Raw genomic sequence first — 20,185 nt, forward strand, 5'->3', positions numbered from 1 at the left:
TTGGGCCTGCCGCGGGCCGGGGGACAAAACTGGCCCGGCGCGATAAGCTGAACACATGGCTGATTCCGTTCGTCCCCGTCCCCAGATCCGCAAATTGCCGCCCGATGTCGTGAACCGGATCGCGGCCGGCGAGGTCGTCGAACGCCCGGCCGCGGCGGTGAAGGAACTTGCCGAGAATGCGCTCGACGCGGGCGCCACACGGATCGCCATCGCCATCGAGGCGGGCGGCCTGAAGCGGATCACGATCGAGGATGACGGTTGCGGCATGAGCGCGGATGATCTCCTGCTCGCGCTCGACCGGCACGCCACGTCGAAACTGACGCCCGGCAATGATGGCCGGGTGGACCTGCTCAACATCCACACGATGGGCTTCCGCGGTGAGGCGCTGCCGTCCATTGCCTCGGTCAGCCGCACGACGATCACGTCGCGCGCGGCAGGCGAAGAGGCCGCCGAAGTCTTCATCGAGGCGGGCCGTATCGAAGGCCCCCGGCCCGCCGCGTTTACCGGGCGCGGCGAGACCGGCACGCGGATCGAAGTGCGGGACCTGTTCCACGCCACGCCTGCGCGCCTAAAATTCATGAAGGGTGAACGGTCTGAAAGCATGGCGGTGACCGATGTCGTCAAACGCCTAGCCATGGCCAATCCGCATGTCTCTTTCAGCCTGGAGAACAATGGCCGCAACGTTCTGCGCTATGCGGCGGAGGCCGAGGGCGAAGCCGGACGCCTTGCCCGTCTCGGTGCCATCATGGGGCGGGATTTCCGCGACAACGCCGTGCCGATCGAAGCAGAGCGCGAAGGCGTGACGCTGAAGGGATTTGCCGGCCTGCCGACGCTGAACCGCGGCAATGCGCAGATGCAGTTCCTGTTCGTCAACGGACGCCCCGTGAAGGACCGGATGCTGAACGGCGTGATCCGCGCGGCCTATCAGGATTTCCTGGCGCGTGACCGGCATCCGCTGGCGGCGCTGTTCGTGGAGCTGGACCCCGAATATGTCGACGTCAACGTGCATCCGGCGAAGACGGAAGTCCGCTTCCGCGATGCCGGGAATGTGCGTGGCCTGATGATCGGCGCGCTGCGGCACTCGCTGGCCGACGCCGGGCACAGGGCGTCGACCACGGTGGCAGGCTTTGCGCTGGGCAAGGTGCGTCCGGAAGGCGCGCCGACCGGGGCGCTGTTTGCCTCGCGCCCGGCGTATAATCCCGCCAGCATTTCACCTGTCCGGCCACCCGCGGCCTATGAGCCCGCGCCGCCACCTGGAGGATGGGCCGAGTCCGCCGAGTCTTACGCGCCAGAGGCCTATAAGCGCGACGTGGCACCAAGCGCCCGCGTGGAACCGGAAGCGCCGGTTACGGATGACTTCCCGCTCGGCGTTGCCCGCGCGCAGTTGCATGAAACCTATGTCATCGCCCAGACACGTGACGGCATCGTCATCGTCGACCAGCACGCCGCGCATGAGCGCCTCGTCTATGAGGACATGAAGCGCCAGATGGCGGCAGGCGGCGTGAAGCGCCAGGCGCTGCTGATCCCGGATATCGTCGAGCTGACGGAAGACGAAGCGGCCCGCGTGGTGGAGCGCGCCGATGAACTGGCAGAGCTGGGCCTCGAGATCGAACCCTTCGGATCCGGCGCGGTCTGCGTGCGCGCCACCCCCGCCTTGTTCGGGGAGATGGATGCCGCGGGCCTCATCCGCGACCTTGCCGACGACTTCGCCGAATATGATGCAGGTCTCGCCCTGAAGGAACGGTTCGAGGAAGTCATGGGCAATATGGCTTGCCGCGGCTCCGTCCGCTCCGGCCGCCGTCTCAATGGCGAGGAAATGAACGCATTGCTGCGCCAGATGGAGGCGACGCCCCATTCCGGCCAGTGCAATCATGGCCGGCCGACCTATGTGGAACTGAAACTCGCCGACATCGAAAAACTGTTCGGACGCCGCTGACCAATGGCAGAGTTCGACGCGCTGATTTTCGACTGCGACGGCGTGTTGGTCGATTCCGAAGTTATTGCGATAGCCTGCGAACGCGAGACCCTGGCTGGCTGGGGCCTGCACTATGGGTTCGAGGAATTCGTCCATCGCTTCGTCGGTCTGCATAACCGGGATTTCCACATCGCGCTGAGCGCGGATGCAAACGCGGCGGGTGTCACCCTGCCGGAAGGTTTCGGCACCCAGCTGCACGCCAATAACTGGAAGAGATACGAGACGGATCTGAAGGCCATTTCCGGCGTGCTGGATGTGGTCGCCGCCTTTCCGGGCCTGCGGGCAGTGGCGTCTTCCTCGGAAGCGGACAAGCTGGTGCGCAAGCTGGAACTGACCGGCCTGCACGAGACGTTCGCCCCGCACGTTTATTCGTCAGATCTCGTCGCAAACGGGAAGCCTGCGCCGGATCTGTTCCTGCTTGCCGCCGAGAAGATCGGCGCCCGGCCGGAAACCTGCCTCGTTATCGAAGACAGCGTTAACGGTGTGACGGCCGCGCGGGCGGCGGGCATGACGGCCTGGGGCTTCACCGGTGGCGGCCATGCTGATGCAGGGCTTGCCGGACGGCTGACCGACGCCGGGGCGCACGGCGTGTTCGCCTCTCACCTTGAGATCGCCAGTCGGCTGACGCGCGCCTAATTCCCGGTTTCCACCACGGAATAGATTTCCGGCGTGCAGGTGCCTTCAGTGATGCGTTCGCGCTGCAGGGTCAGCGTATCGCCGACTTCGGGCAGCGTGCCCAGATACTCGGCTGTCACCCAGAACTCCCCCTCTTCGCCCATCAATAGGGCGCCGTCCTCGTCGACTTCCGTGACGGTGCCTTCGACGATGGAGGTTTCATAACTGCACGGGCCGCCTGCGATCGGGCCGGGGCCGACCAGGTCGCAGGCGGCGAGGCCGGGCAGGATGGCGATGAGGGCGAGGCCGGTGATGAGTCGCATGGAACTGTCTCCTTCCATTTCACGGTAGCCATTGCGGGCAGGCTGGCAAGGCATGGCTTTGGAATTGCCGGTGCCCGCAAAGAGGATTACAGTTCCCGGCATGAGCAGGGCATCCAGGGCAATCAATATCGACGATCTGCGCACGCTGGCGAAGAAGCGCCTGCCGCGCATGGTGTTTGACTATATCGACGGCGGCGCGGAAGACGAGATCACGCTGCGCCGGTCGGTTGATCGGTATGCCGATTATGAATGGCAGTGGAATTCGCTGGTCGATGTCACAAAGCTCGACCTGTCCACGACGCTGTTCGGCCAGAAGAATCCGATGCCGTTCTTCATTTCGCCGACGGCAGCGTCCCGTCTGTTCTATCCGAAGGAAGGTGAACTGGCCGTCGCCCGCGCGGCGCAGAAGGCAGGCATCGCCTATTCCGCCTCCACGCTCGCCAGCCAGACGCTGGAAGATATTGCCGCTGCCGCGCCGGACGTGCCGAAGATCATCCAGATCTATGTCTGGAAAGACCGGGGCGTGGTGAAGGAGTTCCTGGCCCGGGCAAAAGCGGCCGGCTTTGTCGGCTGTGTGCTGACGGTGGATGCGGCTGTGGCCGGTTACCGTGAACGTGACCCGCGCAACGGCTTTTCAATTCCGCCGAAGGTCAATTCCAAGACCGCGACACAGGCGCTGGCAAAGCCTGGCTATCTCTGGGATATCGTGACCGGATCGAAGATCGGTCCGGCAAACTTCGCGCAGCAGGCAGGCGGCGGCGATGTGATGGGGACGATCAACAATCTGTTCGACCGCAGCATGGCCTGGAAGGACGCCGAATGGATGGCCAATGAATGGGGCGGCCCGTTCGCGGTGAAAGGCATCGCTACCGCGGAAGATGCCGTGCGCGCAGTGGAACATGGCGCGAGCGCCGTCTGGCTGTCCAATCATGGCGGGCGCCAGATCGACACGTCCGTGCCGGTGATCGACCTTATCCCAGAGGTTCGCGAGGCGATTGATCCGAAGATTGAACTGATCGCCGATGGCGGCGTGCGCCGGGGCAGTCATGCGCTCAAGCTGATCGCGCGCGGCGCCACCAGCGTGGCCATCGGACGGGCCTATCTCTACGGGCTGGCGGCCGGCGGCGAAGCGGGCGTTGCCCGGGCGATCCAGATTCTGAAGGACGATGTGGAGCGCGGCCTCGGCCTGCTGGGCGTGCCGCGCCTCGCCGATCTTGACGAAACACTTTTGAGATTGCGCCGCTGATGGATCGCCGGAATTTTATCGCCCTCGGCCTGTCCATGCTGGGCGCTTGCGGACGCGCGTCCGGAACAGGAATCGAGGAAGGCATTCCACCCGAAGAAGCCATCGACAGCATCGTCGCGCACGGCATCGCGCCAGCGGCGGGACTCGTCGTTCGCAAGGGAGGCAAGACTGTGTTCGCCCATGGGGCGGGCATTGCGAACGGCCGCCACCTCTTCCGGTCGGATACGAAGATGCGGGTGGCTTCCGTCTCCAAACTGGCAGTCGCGCTGACGGCGCACCGCCTTGCAGAGCGTGGCGAGATCGACCTCGACGCGCCGCTGTCAGACTGGTTTGGCGATGCGATGCGCCATCCGGGCTTTCCGGATGTGGAGATCCCGCTTCGGCACCTGATGAGCCATACGTCCGGCCTGCAGGATCCGGAGGTCTATTGGTATACAGAGACCGGACGAATCGAGGACCTGTTTACGCCGAACATCTGGTTGCCTGGTCCGCCCGGCGGATATTTCACCTATTGCAATTTTGGTTGGAGTATTCTCGCGACAGTGTTGGAGCGGGAGGTTGGCGAACGGTTCGACCTGCTGGCCGACCGTATCACGCTGGGCCCGCTGGGCATCACGGCTGGTTTCAACTGGTCCGGCGTGCCGGAGGAAGAGCGCCGCGCCGGTGCAACGCTCAGCCGAAAGATCGATGACAAATGGACGGTCCAGACGGATGGTCCGGACATGCTGAATGGGATGGGGCCGGCGGTGACGATGCCGCAGGGTCTGGTACTTGAGGACTATGAAGTCGGTACGAACGGAACACTGTTCAGCCCGCAAGGTGGCCTGCGCGCGAGCCTTGAGGAACTCTGCCCGCTTGTCCGCACCATCGCCGTGGATGAGGTCGCCACGCGTCCAGCCTGGGTATTCGATCCGGCTGTGCAGAACGGCGATACTGACGATGGTTATTTCACCGTCTATGGCGAGGGGCCGCAGATTCATCCGGCTTCGGATTCTCCGGTACCCGGCGTGAAGCTGATCGGGCATCACGGCGAGGCCTACGGGCTCTATTCAGGGGCCTGGCATGCACCGGAACTGGACGCCGAGATTGCCTATGCCATCACCGGCATGCCCGCGCCGGAAGACACGGAGGTACCAATTTCGTCAATTCACCGCACCATAAATGCGTGGGACGCACCAGCCGTAAAGGCCGCCGGGGACCTGCTCAGACGCTGACGACGCGATTGGGGTTCATGATGCCCTTCGGGTCCAGCGCCTTCTTGATGGCGCGCATCGTGTCGGTGGCGGCCTGTGGGCGCAGCTTTGCCAGTTCGTCCCGCTTCAGGCGGCCAACGCCATGTTCGGCAGAGATCGACCCGTCGAACTCCATCACCGTATCATAGATAATGCGGGTCAGCGCGTTGAAATTTTCCTTCAGGCCGGTTTTCCCCGGCGCTTCGATCACGGAGTAATGCAGGTTCCCGTCGCCGACATGGCCGAAGATGACGAAGTCCGCTTTCGGCAGCTTGTCGACGATGCGGGCATTGCAGGTTTCCATGAAGGCCGGGATCTTGCTGACCGGCACGGAAATGTCCTGGTTCAGCGAATTGCCATAGGCGCGTTTGGACAGCGGGATTGTCTCACGCACCATCCACATGGCCTTTGCCTGCGCGAGGCTTTCGGCCATGGCGGCGTCCTGGATCAGACCTTTCTCGAAGGCGGTTTCCAGCGCCGTCTCCAGCGTCTTGCGGGCCATGGCTTCATCCGAGAAGGACACTTCCATCAGCACCCGCCAGGCGAGGTTCGAAGGCAGTGGATCGCGCGTGCCTTCGATATCGGCCAGCACCATCTCGACCGCATTGGCCGGGATCATCTCGAAACTGGTGACCGTGTCGCCCGCCATTTCGCGCACATGGGCGAGCAGCGCGATCACGTCCTGCGTGGAGTCGACGGTGACCCATGCGGTGGCGCGCTGCACCTTCGGGAACAGTTTCAGCGTCGCTGCGGTGACGAGGCCCAGCGTGCCTTCAGCTCCGGCGAACAAATGTTTCAGGTCGTAGCCCGTATTGTTCTTGCGCAAGCCCGAAAGCCCGTCCCAGATCTCGCCGGACGGCAGCACGACTTCCATGCCCAGCAAGAGATCGCGCATCATGCCGTAGCGCAGCACGGCGACGCCGCCCGCATTTGTGGAGATCAGGCCGCCAATCGTGGCGGTGCCTTCGGAACCGAGCGACAGCGGGAACAGCCGGTTCACCTCTTCGGCTGCCTGCTGCGCCGTGACCAGCGGGGCGCCGGCTTCGACCACCATCGAATTGTTGAACACGTCCACGCTGCGCACCTTGTTCATGCGGCGCATGGAGACGCAGATCTCGCCATGCGGCACGCCCGCATCGACAAGGCCCGTATTGCCGCCCTGCGGACAGATCGCGACGCCATGCTGGCTGCACAGTTTCACCAGCGCAGCGGCTTCTTCCGTACTGGAGGGCTTGGCGACGATGGGCGTTTCGCCCTGCAGCACGCCGCGCCAGGCCTGCGCGTGTTCGGAGAGGACATCCGGATCTTCGCTCCAGCCTTGCGGTCCGAGCATGTCCTTGAGGGCGGCGAGGAAGTCTGGGGAGAGCGTCTGGGTCATGACTCCAGTTTACGCATTTCCGCGGCGAGCGCGAAGCCGCTTTCTGTCGCGTCCAGCGCCTCGATCACGCCGGCGCGGGCGCTGGCCGGTTTGTCCTGGTTCAGCTTGGCAATGCCTTCGAAGCGTTCCAGGCGGATTTCGAACGCCACCAGGCCGCGATACAGCGCCTCCAGCCGGGCGGGCTTCATCTTGGCCGTCTTCCAGATTGGTTTCGGTGCGAGGCCTGCTTCGAAATGGTCGGAGAGGTCGTCGATCAGCTGGCGCATCGCGTCATCGTCCAGCCGGGTGACCGGGCCAGCAGCTTCTACAGAGATATAGTTCCAAGTCGGCACCTGGTCGTCGATGCCGTACCAGTCCGGGGAGACATAGGCGTGTGCGCCGGTGAAGACGGCCAGAACCGGGCTACCCGCAAGCAGGGCCTTGGTGACCGGATTGGCGACGGACAGGTGAAAGCGCAGTTTAAGGGGCTCCCCTTCCCCGGAGGGGAGGCCCTCTGAATAGGGAAGAATGGGGGCGTGCGCCACAATGGGCTGGCCATCGCTCACCGCACTGATCACCGCGAACGGATGCTCGAGAATGCGCTGGCGCAGGATGGCAGGGTCTGTGACATGGAAACGGCGGGCAGGGTGCATGGCCTTATCCTAATCCCGGTGGGCCGCGCGGGCGAGGCGGTCATTGATTGCTTCGCCGAGGCTTTCGTCCGGGATGCGGGCGACGGCGATCCGGTCATGCTGTGTATCGAGCGCGCGCAGGGCCGCGAAGAGGTTCTTCGCGGCTTCGCGCAGGTCTCCGGCTTCTGACAGATTGAGACCCGGGTAGGGCGTCTTACCAAAGGCGAGCCATCCCTCGCCCGGCTCCGGTGCGTCGGCATTGAGGCGGACGCGGGCGTTCGGGGCGTAGTGGCTTTTCAGCTGTCCGGGGGCGGAGATTCCGTCGGCTTCCTCCCGGGCCACCAGAGACTGGCCAAGCGCAGCCTCCAGCGCGGAGGTTTCCAGCGCACCAGCGCGGAGCAGGACAGGGCGCTCGCCAACGAAAGACACGATGGTCGACTCGATGCCGCGCTCACACGGACCGCCGTCGAGGATCAGGTCGACCTTCCCGTCCAGGTCTTCCTTCACATGCTGCGCCGTTGTCGGGCTGACATGGCCTGACCGGTTGGCCGAGGGCGCGACCAGCGGCTTGCCGAAGGTTTCGATCAGCGCGCGCGCGCCAGGATGGGCCGGCATACGCAGCGCGATCGTGTTGAGGCCCGCGCGGGCGATGTCGCTGACGGTGCCGGTCGGCGCGACGGGCAGGACCATGGTCAGTGGCCCCGGCCAGAACTTCGCGGCGATCTCGCGGGCGGACTCGGAGAAGACAGCCTCCTGCTCCGCCATCTCCATATTGGCGACATGGGCGATCAGCGGATTGAATCGCGGGCGGCCCTTGGCCTCATAGAGGCGCACCACGGCATCCGGGTTCGCGGCATTGCAGGCGAGGCCGTAGACGGTTTCGGTGGGCATGGCGACAAGGCCGCCGCCGCGCAGATGCATGGCGGCGAGGCTGAGCGTTCCCGGCTGGATGGGCACGATGGCGGTCATAGTGCGCGCCTTATCACCCGTCCCGCCTGGCCGGAAGCCGCAGGCGCATTATTCCTTGCGGGTAGCGGTGCCTTTGACGGTAACGGTGACCTCGTCTGCGACCCAGTCACCGCCGGGGTCAGACTGCTGGCCGAGGTTCAGGCCCGCGCGGGAGAGCGTGGTCGTGCCTTCAAAGGTCGCGGTGTCACCTTCGATGATCAGGCTGAAGTCGAACGGTACATTGACGGCCTTCTCCTTCACCAGCAGCGAGGCTTCTGCTCTGTAGCCGCCCTCGGCTGAGGCCGCGAAATTGATCAGGCTGACTTTCACGACCGGGAACGTGTTCGTATCGAACCATTCGCCGCCTTGCAGCGTGTCGTCATATAGCTTGGTGCCCGTGCTGGCCGTGCCAGGATAAACCTCGACCTCGACGGCGGAGCTTTCCAAATTGTCCGGGTCGAACAGGACATTCGCATCCCAGCGGGAGAATGTGCCGGAGAAAGGCTTGCCCTGATACATGCCGGAAAAGGCGATTTCGGAGGTCGCAGGATCGATCTCCCAATTGCCGGCTTCTGCCGGGACGGCGCCGATCGTGCCGGGGCCTGCCGGCGATGACGGCGAAGATTTCATCAGCGGGACCGCCGCGATGACCGCGAACAGGAGCACAGCGGCGCCGAAGGCAGTTACGTAGCCCCTCGCCGGAGCCGGTGAATGTGCCCGGCCGAACAGGCCCGGGATCATACGCTTGAATACGCCTTGTTCCGCGGCAACTTCATGCTTGATGGCGCCAGCAACGTGCAGGCCTAGCAGCACGATCAGAACCCAGGCGCCCTTGGAATGCAGGAACTCGGTCACCTCGTGCACCACCCCGCCCCGCAGGCCTTCTGTAAACGGAAGGTGGGGCCAACTGACGGTGCCGAAAAGGACAGTCGAAACCTGGAATTTCGAGGTGGACACCAGCAACCAGCCAAGCAGCGGCAGGGCGATCATCAGGGCGTAAAAGCCGACATGTACCCCATGGGAGAGTCGTTTCTCCCACGGGGTCATATCGTCCGGCAATGGCGGCGGCGGGTTCAGCCACCGCCACGTCACCCGCGCCACACTGAGGAACAGGATCGCAATCCCGATCGATTTGTGCAGCTGGAAGCGGGCTTCATTGTCTTCCATGTTCCATCCCAGCCAGATCATGAACAGGATCAAGCCCGCGATCGCCCAGTGCAGGAGAATCGCGACGGCGGTGTACCGGTTGGAGGATGGAGCATGCATGGAAGTAGGCCTTATTCAGATTCGCTGGCTTCCGCTGCCTTGGCGAATTCGACTTCGATCAGCAAGTCTACCTCGTCACTGACGCTTGGCACCAGTATGTCCATGCCGAAGTCGGACCGCTTCAGCGAGCTGGTGGCCGAAAAACCGATCTTCGGCTGATCCGGGGCCCATGGGAAGCTTGCGGTGCCATTATACAACACGTCGAGGGTGACCGGCTTGGTCACGCCGCGGAACGTCAGGTCGCCGGTCACGGTTCCAGTGTTGTGGCCGGTCGTGGTGATTTCGGTGGACTTGAACGTGATGGCCGGGAAAGCCGCGGAGTTGAAGTAGGCGTCGCTCTCGGAGATTTCCTGATCGAACGTGTCGAACGGGCTGTCCGGGTGGCTGGCCTTGAAGTCGCCCGGGAAGTCGGTCTCGACCGAGGCCGGATCGACGGTGATATCCAGCACGCTGGCGGACAGGTCTTCCGGGTCGAACTCCAGCGTGCCGGAAATACCGGTGAAGCGGGCGGTGTAGTTCGACAGGCCGAAATGGTTGACCTGCCAGGTCAGCGAGGCGTGGGTCGGGTCGAGGTCATAGGTGCCAGCTGGGCCGAGTTCCGGGGCCGGGGCTTCGGCCGGGCCGGCGGTGGTCTCAGCGGCGCTGGTTTCCGGGGTTGCCGGAGCAGCTTCACTGGCCGTGGGGGCGCCGCAAGCGACGAGAGCAATTGCAGAAACGGAAAGGAGGATTGTGCGCATGGGTGGTTGAGCCTTCTGTTGGTCAGGTTGACGCAGAGTATAGTGCTCCGCTGGACAGTCGCTACAGTCACGCTAAAGCCTGAGCCCAATATCACTTATGCGTAATCGGAGATAAATTGATGGCCTATGAAGCCCCTATCAACGACATGGCTTTCACGCTGCAGGCTGTCGCCGGCCTGCCGAAGCTGGAAGGCCTGCCGGGCTTCGAGGCTTACGATGCCGAGCTGATTGCACCGATTCTGGAAGAAGCCGGCAAGCTGGCCCGGGACGTGCTGGCGCCGCTGAACCAGTCCGGCGACGCAACCGGGGCCGTTCTGACCGATGAGGGCGTGAAGGCCGCGCCGGGCTTTGCCGAGGCCTATGCCCAGTTCCGTGATGGCGGCTGGATGGGGCTTTCCGCGCCGGAGGAATGGGGCGGACAGGGCCTGCCCAAGGCGGTCGCGCTGGCCGTAATGGAGATGATCCACTCGGCCAATATGGCCTTCGGTCTCTGCCCGTTGCTGAGCTTCGGCGCCATCGAGGCGCTGCTGCACCATGGCACCGACGCGCAGAAGCAGACCTACCTGCCCAATCTCATCGCCGGGAACTGGACCGGCACGATGAATCTGACCGAGCCGCAGGCGGGCTCCGATGTCGGCGCGCTGAAAACGAAAGCCGTGCCGCAGGAAGACGGCTCCTACGCGATCAGCGGCCAGAAGATCTTCATCACCTGGGGCGACCATGACATCGCCGAGAACATCATCCACCTCGTGCTCGCGCGCCTGCCGGATGCCCCGGCCGGGTCACGCGGCGTGTCGCTGTTCCTGGTGCCGAAATTCTTCGTCAATGAGGACGGCAGCCTGGGTGAACGCAACAGCCTGAAATGCATCGGTCTTGAAAAGAAGATCGGCATCCACGCCTCCCCCACCTGCGTGATGGAATATGACGGTGCAAAAGGCTGGTTGATCGGCGAGGCGAACAAGGGCCTTGCCTGCATGTTCACCATGATGAACTCGGCGCGGCTGAACGTGGGCCTAGAAGGCGTCGCCGTGGGCGAGGCGGCTTACCAGACCGCGTTCGAATACGCGCAGGAGCGCAAGCAGGGCAAGGCGCCGGGCGTCGACGGCCCCGCCCCGATCCTGCACCACGCCGATGTGCGCCGTACCCTGACGACCATGCGCGCCCGCGTCGCGGCGGCCCGCTCCATCTGTTATGCCTGCGGTGTGGCGGCAGACCTTGCCGAGGCTGCGACCGACGAGCAGGCGCGCCATGCCGCGAAGCTACGCGAAGACCTGCTTACGCCAATTGCCAAGGCCTGGTCGACCGACATGGGCGTCGAGGTCGCAAGCCTCGGCCTGCAAATTCATGGCGGCATGGGTTTCATGAACGAGACGCTGGCCGCGCAGCTTTACCGCGACGCCCGTATCGCGCCGATCTATGAAGGCACCAATGGCATTCAGGCGATCGACCTTGTTGGCCGCAAGCTCTCCGGCACGAACGGTGAGTCCATGCGGCTGATCCTCGGCGATATCGACGCCACCATCCGCGAAGCCCGCGCCACGAACGAGCCGCAGCTCGTCCAGATCGCAGACCGCCTGCGTGCCGGCGCCGATGCGCTGCGCGAAGCGACGGATTGGATGCTGGCCGCCATGAAAGACCGGGATCAGGACAAGGCACTCGCCGGGGCGACGGCCTATCTGGCGCTGGCAGGCGACGTGATTGGCGGCCACTTCCTGACGAAAGCGGCCGTCGCCGCGCGCTCCAGCGATACGGGCACCCGCGCCCGTAACCTCGCGCTCGCAGGCTTCTTTGCGGAGACCGCGCTGGCCGAAGCCCCCGGCCGCGTGCCCGGCATCACCGAAGGCGGCCAGACCTTCCTGGAAGGTAGCGAGGCGCTGTTCGGGATCTGACCGGATAAGGCGCACCTGACCTCATTCGACGTCGAGCGAGGTTAGGAATTTCGCCGCCGTTTCCAGATATTCGGCCTGCCGGTCGTCCTTCATCCGGTCCCAGGTGGAGTAGACGCGCGCCATGCGGGGATTGGTGCGCAGCTTGTCTGCGTTGCGGCTGACGAAATCCCAATAGAGCGAATTGAACGGGCAAGCGTCCGGCCCGGTTTTCTGCTTCACGTCATACCGGCAGCCATCGCAATAATCAGACATCTTGTTGATATAATTGCCCCCGGCCGCATAGGGTTTTGTGCCCAACATGCCACCGTCCGCATACTGACTCATGCCCAGCGTGTTTGGAAGCTCCACCCATTCATAGGCGTCGGCATAGACGGCGAGGTACCATTCATGCACAGCCTTCGGGTCGATGCCCGCCAGCAGGGCGAAATTCCCGGTCAGCATGAGGCGCTGGATGTGATGGGCGTAGGCCTCTTCCTTTGTCTGTGTGATCGCGTCTCGCAGACAGGCCATCTCCGTTTCACCGGTCCAGTAGAATTCCGGCAAGGGCCGGTCGGCGTCGAAGAAATTGAGGTCCAGATAGTCCGGCATCTTCCGCCAGTAGATGCCGCGCACATATTCCCGCCAGCCGATGATCTGTCGGATGAAACCTTCCACCGCATTCAGAGGCGCATCGCCTGCTTTCCAGGCCGTTTCCGCCATCCGGCAGGTCTCCAGCGGGTCCAGCAGGCCGGCATTGATGTAGAAGGAGAGGAGCGAGTGGTAGAGGAATTTCTCCCCGGCCAGCATGGCGTCCTGATAGTCCCCGAAATCGGGCAGCGCCTCTGAGATGAAGTGTGCCCGCGCAGCCTCAGCCTGCTCGCGTGTGACGGCGAACCAGAAGGGCTCAAGGTCTCCGAAGCTATCGGCGAAACGTTCTGTGACGAGGGCGAGCACCTCTTCCGTAATCGGATCAGTTTGCACCCGGTGCGGCTGCGGCATGAAGAGGCTCGCCTTGGCGGGTTTGCGGTTTTCCGCGTCATAGTTCCACTTTCCGCCTGCCGGTTCGCCGTCTTCCATCAACAGGCCCGTCTTGCGGCGCATTTCGCGATAGAAATACTCCATCCGCAATGCCTTGCGCCCCTCGGCCCAGTCGCGGAATTCCTCGTGCGGGCAGAGAAAGCGGTCGTCCTCAAGGATATCGACGGGCAGGCCGGTCTCGTCTGCCCAGGTTTCCATGTCCTGCCGCACACGCCATTCGCCGGGCTCGGTGACGAGGATGCGGTCCGGGCCGTGGCGGTTGATGGCGCGCTTCAGTTCGCCGGTAAAGCTGCCGGAATTGCCGTCATCGTCCAGCCGCACATGATCGACCGTCCAGCCGTCTTCCCGAAGGTTTTCGGCGAAGTGGCGCATGGCGGAAAACAGGAAGGCGATCTTCTTCTTGTGATGCGGCACATAGGACGCCTCTTCCATCACTTCCGCCATCAGGATGCGGGCCGAGTCCCGGCTCGCGGCCTTCAGGGAAGAGATGGATGGCGAAAGCTGGTCGCCCAGGATGAAAACAAGATCGGTAATCGGCTTGGCCTTTCGGCGGTATGCGCAGTGGGTCTGCGCTCTTTACGAAACAGGGCGCACATCGGTTTCCTTAGACGCGGTCATCCGAATGTGGGCGAGGCGCGTACCAAGGGCCATGAAGAAGCAACTCCCAGCCCTCGCCGCCTTCGCCCTCGTCGCTGCTTGTGCCAGCCGGCCGCCCGTGCCGGACGATGCCGCAGGTGATGCCTTTGTGATCGAGCGCGATCTTGCCGGTGCCCATGTGGCGCGCGGCGAGTTCAAGTCCATCACCGGCGTGCACCGGACATTCACTGCAAAACTGACCGGCACATGGGACGGTGAGACATTTACTCTGGTCGAGGACTTCGTCTATGACGACGGCGAAAAAGACCAGAAAACCTGGAAACTCGAACGCATCGCGCCGGGTGAATACGCCGGGACCCGCGAAGACGTGGTCGGCACCGCGCGGGGCTATCAGGACGGACGCGCCTTCCGTCTGGAATATGACGTCGTTCTACCGTCGGAAAACGGTAATGGCCGCAAAGTCCGGTTCCGGGATGTGCTGGTCAAGGACCGCGGCGGGCGAGTGCTGAACACTGCGACGGTTGGCTGGTTCGGCCTACGCGTGGGATCGGTATCTTTGGTGATGGAACCGGCGCAGGAGGATGCGGAATAGGCTGCCGGCAAGAAAAAAGGCCGCCTCCCGAGGGAAGCGGCCTTTCTTAACCTGATAGTCCTGAAGGACTATTCGGCTTCGATCGAGTCGACGGCAGTCTTGCCGTTGCGCTTGTCGACGGCCGTGGTGAAGGAAACCTTCTGGCCTTCGGTCAGGATGCGCATTCCGGCGCGCTCAAGCGCGGTTGCGTGGACGAACACATCGGTGCTGCCATCGTCCGGAGCGATAAAGCCGAAGCCTTTTTGATCGTTGTAGAATTTTACGGTGCCACTGGTCATGGGACACTCCTGTATAAATGCGTGCCTGCAACATGCGGGCTCGCGGAAGTTCGAGTTTTGTTTGGGAGGTCTCTGATAAAGTGGCAGGGCAGGCCCTGACATTCGATGCCTGATTGTCCGGCGAAAAGTCGAAACACTCATCTAAGGGGTTTCGGCAGCATTGCAAGGCAAAGCCTGCTTTTATCTGCAACTAAATATTCAGAATGCTGAAAATTTCATGGAACTACCGGGGCTGCAGTCTTGGTAAAGCCAGCAATAACAGGACCGAAAGGCAGGATCCGCTCGCTGCCACGGCCGCCAGCGGGGCGAGACCTGCCGTCACGAACGGGGCGGCAATCGCCGTGCCAGTCGCGGTGGTCGACAGGATGAACAGGATCACCAGCGCGGCGCCGCGGGCGTCATCTCCGTCAGATGCGAGAATGGCCCGGAAGAAGCCCGGCGGGCCGCGCAGGCCGAGGCCGAGGTTCACGGGCACGAAGAGGGCGGTGATGACCCATGCATCCGTTCCGCCGCGCAGGCCATAGAGGACCAGCCCGATCAGCCCGAGGGCCGAGACAGCGGAGCCGGTAAGGATCATCCGCTCCGGCCCGAACATGTCGGCCAGCCGCCCGGCGATGTTGGACGCCAGGATGAAGAAAGCGATGCCGGTCACCTGCATGATGATGAACGCATTGAGGGTAAGGCCCAGCGCCTTGGTCATCATGGCGGGGGCGCCGAACACGAAGATCAGCAGGCCGCCCAGCGTGCAGGCCTGGCTGAGGGCATAGCGCAGATAGGTTCCATTGCTCAGCAGGCGGATATAGCTGCCCTGGCCGCGTGTCGGCGGCGGCACTGGCATGCTGGAACCAAGGGCGCGGACGAGCGCCGCGACGATCAGGCTGAGGCCGGCGATCATGTAGAAGGAACTCGTCCAGCCGAACGCGGCCAGCAGCCAGACTCCAGCGACCGGGGCGAGGGCGGGCACGAGGGACTCGACGCTGCCCATCACCCCCAGCGCACGAACGGCGCCTGCCTCGCTGAACATGGCGCGGATCATGCCCGGCGCGAACACGGCCGCCGCCGCGCCCGACAGTCCGTGCAGAAAGCGCAGGCCGACAAGTGCGGGCAGGGACGGCGCCAGCGCGCAGGCGAGCGAAACGAGGGCATAGGCAATCAGGCTGCCGACCAGAAGGCTGCGCTGGTCCGCTCGCGCGCCGAGTTCGCCGAACAGGATCAGGCCCACGCAGCCGCCCGCGACGAAGGCAGCGAGCACCAGCTGCGCCATGGCCGCACTCCCGCCCAGTACCTCCGGCAGGCCCGGCACGGCAGGCAGCACAAGGTCTGTTCCGGCAAGACCGAGGGTCGTGCCGAGCAGCAGCAACGCAAAGGCGAGCGAGGGGGAGGCGGTGGTTTTCATGGAGGCGGGCTTATCCGCGAAACCGCCTGGCCTGTCGACCGTATCTTTGTGACAAAGGCGGCTTCCGGGCCGTGCGGGGGCGTTTATTCATGTCCATACACGGTGTATTCATGGTGTTCTTCATTGCCTGAGAGGCGCCTTATCCAACAGTGAGCGCGCTGGTTGCGGGCCTGCGGCGGGACCGATATGACGGGCACCGGAAGCGGCAGGAAACCGACACATCATGGCCTGGACCAAGACATATGAAGGCGCCGAGCCGCTGCGCATCAACAAATGGCTGGCCGAGGAAGGCGTCTGCTCGCGCCGCGAGGCCGACGCGCTGATCCTGAAAGGCCTGATCAAGGTCGATGGCGAAGCTGCTGTCGCCGGCCAGAAGATCGAAGCCGGCCAGACGCTGACCCTGCTGCAGAAGGCGACCCGACAGCTGGACAACAAGCTGTCGCTGATCTTCCACAAGCCTGAAGGCATCGTTTCCGGCACGCCCGAACCGGGCGAGATCCCTGCTGTGCGCTTGATTACGGAGAAGACGCTGTCCGGAAAAGCACACGCGATTCCCGGCCGCTACAACAAGCTCGCCCCGCTCGGCCGGCTCGACAAGGACAGCCGAGGCCTGCTGGTCCTGTCGGAGGACGGCGTGCTGGCAAAGGCGCTGATCGGGCCGGAAAGCCAGGTCGACAAGGAATATGTGGTCAAGGTGAAGGGGGATGTGACGCCTGAGAAGCTCGCCCTGCTGCGCCACGGCCTGGAGCTGGACGGACGCAAGCTGAAACCGGCGGAGGTGGAGCAGGTGAAGGCGCACGAGCTGCGCTTCATCCTGCACGAGGGCCGCAACCGCCAGATCCGTCGCATGTGCCAGCTGGTGGACCTGCGCGTCGTGGACCTGATGCGCGTGCGTATCGGATCGCTGGAACTTGCAGGCCTGCCGGAAGGCAAGTGGCGCCCGATCAGTGCGCGTGAGCGCGAAGCGCTGCTCAGTGGTGCGGCACCCCGGCCCCGCAAGCCGCGGGAAGAAAGGGGCCGCCCGCCGCGCGAAGCGCAGGACAGGCCCCAGCAGGAGAGGCCCCAGCGTGGCGAACGCCCGGCACGTGGCGAACGGCCCGACCGTCCGCCGCGTTCGGGAAAGCCTTCCGGAAGACCTGGCGGGAAGCCAGCCGGAAAAGGCGGTCCGCCGCGCGGGGACCGCAAGCCGGACAGCCGGGAAGAAAAGCCGGTCAATCCGATGCGCGGCGCCAAGTTCAAGCGTACCAAACTTGGCCCCCGCAAGCGGACGCCGATCAAATAGCTGACCCTGCGTGACGGCTCGACGCGCTGCACGCCCGGCCTATTCTGGCGGCATGGACGGTTTCACGACAAAGACACCCAAGCGCCCCGGGCTGAACTACCTGCACGGTGATGCTGCACCCGATCACGGGCAGATGATGGAGATCACGCCGCGCATCCAGTGGATCCGCATGTCGCTGCCTTTCTCCCTGAAATTCATCAATGTCTGGCTGATCGATGACGGCGACGGGTGGACGATCGTCGACACCGGCATGCCGCTGAAAGAGACGCGGGACGCCTGGAAGGCGATTCTCGAACCGCGGGTAACGGCAGACAAGCCGCTGAAGCGCGTGATCGTCACACACATGCATCCGGATCATGTCGGCTGTGCGGGCTGGCTCTGCTACAAGTACGGGGCGGAGCTGTGGATGAGCCGGCTGGAATACACGACCTGCCGCATGCTCATCTCGGACACGGGCCGCGATGCGCCGGAGGCGGGGATCAGCTTCTACCGCAAGGCCGGCTGGGACGAGGCGGCGCTCCAAAACTACCGCGACCGCTTTGGCGGTTTCGGGCGCGGCGTTTCGAAGATGCCGGACAGTTTCTTCCGCCTCAGCGACGGCGACACGTTCGAAATGGGCGGCGAGACCTGGGAAGTGATCACGGGCAACGGCCACTCGCCGGAACATGTCTGCCTGTTCTGCCCATCGGAAAACATCGTGATTTCAGGCGACCAGCTGTTGCCGCGCATCTCTTCCAACGTGTCAGTGCACCCGACCGAACCGGCGGCCAATCCGCTGCTGGACTGGATGTCGAGCTGCGAGAAACTGCTGGAGCGTCTGCCGGAAGACGTGCTGGCGCTGCCGGCCCACAATGAGCCGTTCCGGGGCGCCCACAAACGGTTGCGCCACCTGATCGACGGACATGAGATTGCCCTGACGCGCCTGAAGCAGCGCCTGGCAGAGCGGCCACGTAATGTGCTGGACACGTTCGCCGCCATCTTCGGACGGAAAATTGCGCTGGACGAACAAGGCATGGCGACCGGCGAAGCACTGGCGCACCTGAACTGCCTGATCTATCGCGGCGAGGTGAAGGCCGAACCTGGCCCGGACGGCGTGACGCTCTACAGTTTGGCCAGCTGACCCGTTTTACAGCCCATTGGCAGTTTTCGGCTTCGCAATCAGCCGGGCTTTCGTCTAAGAAAGGCCCCTGTTGAAAGACGATAGCGAGGCCTTGATGGCACGAGATGGCGAAAAGGCCGCGCAGGGCAGTGACAATGCGCCCACCACTCTCGCCGATAAGGTGAAGCAGGAACTGAAGGAATGGGGCGCCACGCTTGCGGTTTTCGTTCCGCTGTTCATGCTGTTCTCAGGCCTTGTCTACGAGCAGCGCGTTATCCCGTCCGAAAGCATGGTGCCGACGCTGCAGGTGTCTGACCGCGTTGCCGTGGCCAAGTTCGCCTATGGCTATGACCGTTACTCCCTGCCGTTCAGCATGGGCCGCTACCTGCCGCTGCCGAAAGGCCGCATCTTTGCGCGCGATCCGAAGCGCGGCGATGTCGTTGTTTTCGAGCATCCGCATGCCGGCAAGGTGATGATCAAGCGCGTGATTGGCCTCCCGGGCGATCAGGTACAGATGATCGACGAGCAGGTCTACATCAATGGCGAGCCGCTCCCGAGTGAGTATGTCCGCTCCGTCCGCTATGTCCCGCACGGCACCAACTGGGTGGCGACCGCCTATGAGTGGCGTGAGACGGCCGAGGACGGCAAAAGCTGGATCACCGACCGCCAGGAAGCGGGAGACAGAGGCGACAACACGGTGCTCTTCATTGTGCCCAAGGGCCATGTCTTCATGATGGGCGACAATCGTGACAACTCCCTCGATAGCCGTTTCCTATCCGGCCACTGCCCGCCGGTTGGCAATGTTGTGGATCGCGTCGGCTGCCCGCTGGCCGTGGATCCGAAGGAAGCCTCGGTTGGCTTCGTTCCCATGGATCACCTGATGGGACGGGCCGATACGGTGTTGATGAGCTTCTATCGCTGCAAGCTGCTGGACGGCGAGAAGTGCCCGAAACGCGTGTGGAAGGGCCTGTAGGGATCCAAAAGCCGGGATTCCTGCCTTGTCGCTTCCGGCCAACCTCGCTAGTGGCTGGAAGTTCGCGGGGCATCTGACCCTATCGGACTAGAATGAACGGACCGGATGGCGATGCCAGAAACGACATCGACAGCAAACCGGCGCGGACCCATCGTGGTGTCGCGTCATGGCAAGCCGGCGCTGGACCGTACGGCCGGGCCGCGGCTCGACTGGCGCCAGTACAAGGACTGGTGGGCCCGGTACGAAGAAAGCCCGCTGGCCGAAGGCCAGGTCGCGCCGCCGGACCTGATGGGAGCGGTGAAGGATGCTGACCTCGTCTTCGCGTCCGGCCGCATCCGCGCGCAGGAAACCGCTGCCCGCGCCGCGCCGCACATGACAGCGGAACACGACCCGGTCTTCAACGAAGCGCCGCTGCCACCGCCGATGTTGCCGCGGGTGCGCTACCTGCCGAAGACATGGAACATCCTCGCCCGCGCCGCCTGGCTGAATGGCCATGCGCTGGATGGGGAAAGCGTCGTTCAGGCCCGCCTGCGGGCGATGGACGCTGCGCAGAAGCTGCACGAGGCATCTGAGGATGCGAAGGTCTACCTGGCCGCGCATGGATGGTTCAATCGCATGCTGCGGCCGGAGCTCAAGAAGCTCGGCTGGAGATGCGTGCGCGACGGCGGAGATTCCTATTGGAGTTTCCGCGTCTACGAATACCGGTGATTCCGGGGTCAAAATCGAATTGG

At 63.8% G+C, this 20,185-nt stretch carries 18 protein-coding genes and 1 pseudogene; 10 read left to right on the forward strand and 9 right to left on the reverse strand.

Features of this window, described 5'->3' with window-relative positions; genetic code table 11:
- The first annotated feature begins 55 nt into the window (after positions 1-55).
- Both mutL and HY17_RS10180 read left to right on the forward strand, forming a co-directional pair.
- Positions 56-1,936: a DNA mismatch repair endonuclease MutL gene (mutL, locus tag HY17_RS10175; RefSeq protein WP_034766288.1), complete on the forward strand. Its 1,881-nt coding sequence runs from the start codon at positions 56-58 to the stop codon at positions 1,934-1,936.
- Positions 1,937-1,939: 3 nt separating this feature from the next.
- Positions 1,940-2,611 carry an HAD family phosphatase gene (locus HY17_RS10180; protein WP_034766289.1) on the forward strand — a complete coding sequence of 224 codons (672 nt, stop codon included), beginning with the start codon at positions 1,940-1,942 and terminating at the stop codon, positions 2,609-2,611.
- Here the strand turns inward: HY17_RS10180 and HY17_RS10185 are convergent.
- Positions 2,608-3,015, reverse strand: a complete 408-nt coding sequence (locus HY17_RS10185) for a hypothetical protein (protein ID WP_139068910.1) — start codon at positions 3,013-3,015, stop codon at positions 2,608-2,610. The genes HY17_RS10180 and HY17_RS10185 overlap by 4 nt on opposite strands.
- Here HY17_RS10185 and HY17_RS10190 point away from each other — a divergent pair.
- Complete coding sequence (locus HY17_RS10190; RefSeq protein WP_034766292.1) at positions 3,014-4,159, forward strand: alpha-hydroxy acid oxidase; 1,146 nt, start codon at positions 3,014-3,016, stop codon at positions 4,157-4,159. The genes HY17_RS10185 and HY17_RS10190 overlap by 2 nt on opposite strands.
- Positions 4,159-5,373: a serine hydrolase gene (locus tag HY17_RS19420; RefSeq protein WP_051599911.1), complete on the forward strand. Its 1,215-nt coding sequence runs from the start codon at positions 4,159-4,161 to the stop codon at positions 5,371-5,373. Before HY17_RS10190 ends, HY17_RS19420 begins: the two co-directional genes overlap by 1 nt.
- Here the strand turns inward: HY17_RS19420 and HY17_RS10200 are convergent.
- Genes HY17_RS10200 through HY17_RS10220 form a run of 5 tightly spaced genes read right to left on the reverse strand, consistent with a single transcriptional unit; the run spans position 5,363 to position 10,331 of the window.
- A complete protein-coding gene (locus HY17_RS10200) occupies positions 5,363-6,769 on the reverse strand; it encodes an FAD-binding oxidoreductase (RefSeq protein WP_034766294.1) in 1,407 nt (468 codons plus the stop codon). The genes HY17_RS19420 and HY17_RS10200 overlap by 11 nt on opposite strands.
- A complete protein-coding gene (locus HY17_RS10205; RefSeq protein ID WP_051599914.1) occupies positions 6,766-7,401 on the reverse strand; it encodes an FMN-binding negative transcriptional regulator in 636 nt (211 codons plus the stop codon). Before HY17_RS10205 ends, HY17_RS10200 begins: the two co-directional genes overlap by 4 nt.
- A gap of 9 nt (positions 7,402-7,410) precedes the next feature.
- Complete coding sequence (locus HY17_RS10210; protein ID WP_034766296.1) at positions 7,411-8,349, reverse strand: L-threonylcarbamoyladenylate synthase; 939 nt, start codon at positions 8,347-8,349, stop codon at positions 7,411-7,413.
- A 48-nt stretch (positions 8,350-8,397) separates the two neighbouring features.
- A complete protein-coding gene (locus HY17_RS10215; RefSeq protein ID WP_034766297.1) occupies positions 8,398-9,594 on the reverse strand; it encodes a cytochrome b/b6 domain-containing protein in 1,197 nt (398 codons plus the stop codon).
- Positions 9,595-9,605: 11 nt separating this feature from the next.
- Positions 9,606-10,331: a YceI family protein gene (locus HY17_RS10220; protein WP_034766298.1), complete on the reverse strand. Its 726-nt coding sequence runs from the start codon at positions 10,329-10,331 to the stop codon at positions 9,606-9,608.
- A 119-nt stretch (positions 10,332-10,450) separates the two neighbouring features.
- Between HY17_RS10220 and HY17_RS10225 the strand changes: the two genes are divergently transcribed.
- Positions 10,451-12,220 carry an acyl-CoA dehydrogenase gene (locus tag HY17_RS10225; RefSeq protein ID WP_034766299.1) on the forward strand — a complete coding sequence of 590 codons (1,770 nt, stop codon included), beginning with the start codon at positions 10,451-10,453 and terminating at the stop codon, positions 12,218-12,220.
- A gap of 21 nt (positions 12,221-12,241) precedes the next feature.
- Here the strand turns inward: HY17_RS10225 and HY17_RS10230 are convergent, their stop codons facing one another.
- A complete protein-coding gene (locus HY17_RS10230) occupies positions 12,242-13,771 on the reverse strand; it encodes a cryptochrome/photolyase family protein (protein ID WP_034766300.1) in 1,530 nt (509 codons plus the stop codon).
- Between the two features lie 115 nt (positions 13,772-13,886).
- Here HY17_RS10230 and HY17_RS10235 point away from each other — a divergent pair, with 115 nt between their 5' ends.
- Positions 13,887-14,426 carry a DUF3833 family protein gene (locus tag HY17_RS10235; protein ID WP_034766301.1) on the forward strand — a complete coding sequence of 180 codons (540 nt, stop codon included), beginning with the start codon at positions 13,887-13,889 and terminating at the stop codon, positions 14,424-14,426.
- A gap of 68 nt (positions 14,427-14,494) precedes the next feature.
- On the opposite strand, the gene HY17_RS10240 is transcribed toward HY17_RS10235, so the two are convergent.
- Positions 14,495-14,704 (reverse strand): cold-shock protein, encoded by a 210-nt coding sequence (locus HY17_RS10240; protein WP_034766302.1) that lies wholly within the window; start codon positions 14,702-14,704, stop codon positions 14,495-14,497.
- Between the two features lie 223 nt (positions 14,705-14,927).
- Positions 14,928-16,100, reverse strand: a complete 1,173-nt coding sequence (locus HY17_RS10245) for an MFS transporter (RefSeq protein WP_034766303.1) — start codon at positions 16,098-16,100, stop codon at positions 14,928-14,930.
- A gap of 223 nt (positions 16,101-16,323) precedes the next feature.
- On the opposite strand from HY17_RS10245, the pseudogene HY17_RS10250 reads away from it, so the two are divergent.
- The 4 genes and pseudogenes from HY17_RS10250 to HY17_RS10265 form a co-directional block, all read left to right on the forward strand.
- Positions 16,324-17,079 (forward strand): annotated as a pseudogene (locus HY17_RS10250) (pseudouridine synthase); the annotation flags it as partial.
- A 313-nt stretch (positions 17,080-17,392) separates the two neighbouring features.
- Positions 17,393-18,502, forward strand: a complete 1,110-nt coding sequence (locus tag HY17_RS10255) for an MBL fold metallo-hydrolase (protein WP_233348741.1) — start codon at positions 17,393-17,395, stop codon at positions 18,500-18,502.
- A gap of 70 nt (positions 18,503-18,572) precedes the next feature.
- Positions 18,573-19,454, forward strand: a complete 882-nt coding sequence (gene lepB / locus HY17_RS10260; RefSeq protein ID WP_233348743.1) for a signal peptidase I — start codon at positions 18,573-18,575, stop codon at positions 19,452-19,454.
- A gap of 105 nt (positions 19,455-19,559) precedes the next feature.
- Positions 19,560-20,162 (forward strand): histidine phosphatase family protein, encoded by a 603-nt coding sequence (locus HY17_RS10265; RefSeq protein ID WP_233348745.1) that lies wholly within the window; start codon positions 19,560-19,562, stop codon positions 20,160-20,162.
- Positions 20,163-20,185: the final 23 nt, after the last annotated feature.

The organism is Hyphomonas sp. CY54-11-8 (genome assembly GCF_000682735.1).
In the GTDB taxonomy this organism is placed as follows: domain Bacteria; phylum Pseudomonadota; class Alphaproteobacteria; order Caulobacterales; family Hyphomonadaceae; genus Hyphomonas.

Coding starts and splice junctions, on each gene's coding strand:
- HY17_RS10200 (WP_034766294.1), bottom strand. CDS start 6,769: ATGACCCAGACGCTCTCCCCAGACTTCCTCGCCGCCCTCAAGGACATG.
- HY17_RS10215 (WP_034766297.1), bottom strand. CDS start 9,594: ATGCATGCTCCATCCTCCAACCGGTACACCGCCGTCGCGATTCTCCTG.
- HY17_RS10185 (WP_139068910.1), bottom strand. CDS start 3,015: ATGCCGGGAACTGTAATCCTCTTTGCGGGCACCGGCAATTCCAAAGCC.
- HY17_RS10220 (WP_034766298.1), bottom strand. CDS start 10,331: ATGCGCACAATCCTCCTTTCCGTTTCTGCAATTGCTCTCGTCGCTTGC.
- HY17_RS10190 (WP_034766292.1), top strand. CDS start 3,014: ATGAGCAGGGCATCCAGGGCAATCAATATCGACGATCTGCGCACGCTG.
- HY17_RS10240 (WP_034766302.1), bottom strand. CDS start 14,704: ATGACCAGTGGCACCGTAAAATTCTACAACGATCAAAAAGGCTTCGGC.
- HY17_RS10205 (WP_051599914.1), bottom strand. CDS start 7,401: ATGCACCCTGCCCGCCGTTTCCATGTCACAGACCCTGCCATCCTGCGC.
- HY17_RS10235 (WP_034766301.1), top strand. CDS start 13,887: ATGAAGAAGCAACTCCCAGCCCTCGCCGCCTTCGCCCTCGTCGCTGCT.
- HY17_RS10180 (WP_034766289.1), top strand. CDS start 1,940: ATGGCAGAGTTCGACGCGCTGATTTTCGACTGCGACGGCGTGTTGGTC.
- HY17_RS10225 (WP_034766299.1), top strand. CDS start 10,451: ATGGCCTATGAAGCCCCTATCAACGACATGGCTTTCACGCTGCAGGCT.
- HY17_RS10210 (WP_034766296.1), bottom strand. CDS start 8,349: ATGACCGCCATCGTGCCCATCCAGCCGGGAACGCTCAGCCTCGCCGCC.
- HY17_RS10245 (WP_034766303.1), bottom strand. CDS start 16,100: ATGAAAACCACCGCCTCCCCCTCGCTCGCCTTTGCGTTGCTGCTGCTC.
- mutL (WP_034766288.1), top strand. CDS start 56: ATGGCTGATTCCGTTCGTCCCCGTCCCCAGATCCGCAAATTGCCGCCC.
- HY17_RS10265 (WP_233348745.1), top strand. CDS start 19,560: ATGGCGATGCCAGAAACGACATCGACAGCAAACCGGCGCGGACCCATC.
- HY17_RS19420 (WP_051599911.1), top strand. CDS start 4,159: ATGGATCGCCGGAATTTTATCGCCCTCGGCCTGTCCATGCTGGGCGCT.